Source organism: Bartonella sp. AA86SXKL, from assembly GCF_042196885.1.
The window spans coordinates 1-298 of record NZ_JBHIRE010000442.1 but is presented as its reverse complement, the minus strand read 5'-3'; the positions used below and the strand labels follow the sequence as shown (position 1 = coordinate 298).

Annotated in this window: 1 protein-coding gene; it reads right to left on the bottom strand. The window is 39.6% G+C overall.

What is annotated here, in order from left to right:
• Positions 1-298, bottom strand: a 298-nt coding sequence (locus ACFIO5_RS12525) for an ATP-binding cassette domain-containing protein (RefSeq protein WP_375705580.1), incomplete at both ends; no start/stop codon positions are given.

Below are 298 nucleotides of genomic sequence, written 5' to 3'. Positions count from 1 at the left end.
TTCAGACGGCCAGCGAGCAATTTAGCAAGAGTTGATTTTCCGTTTCCGTTTGAGCCCAAGAGAGTGATACGGTCATCATTATCAATTCTTAAATTTAATTCTTTTAAAATTGGTTTTCCTGTTTCATAACCAACACTTACGTTTGATAATGCAATAATAGGAGAAGCTACAGGCTTTTCTACTTTTGGAAAGATAAAAGGCTGAACATGCTGAATTTTCCACGTTGTAAGGGGCTTAAGCTTTTCGAGAGCTTTGAGGCGCGATTGCGCTTGTCGCGCTTTACTTGCTTTAGCACGAA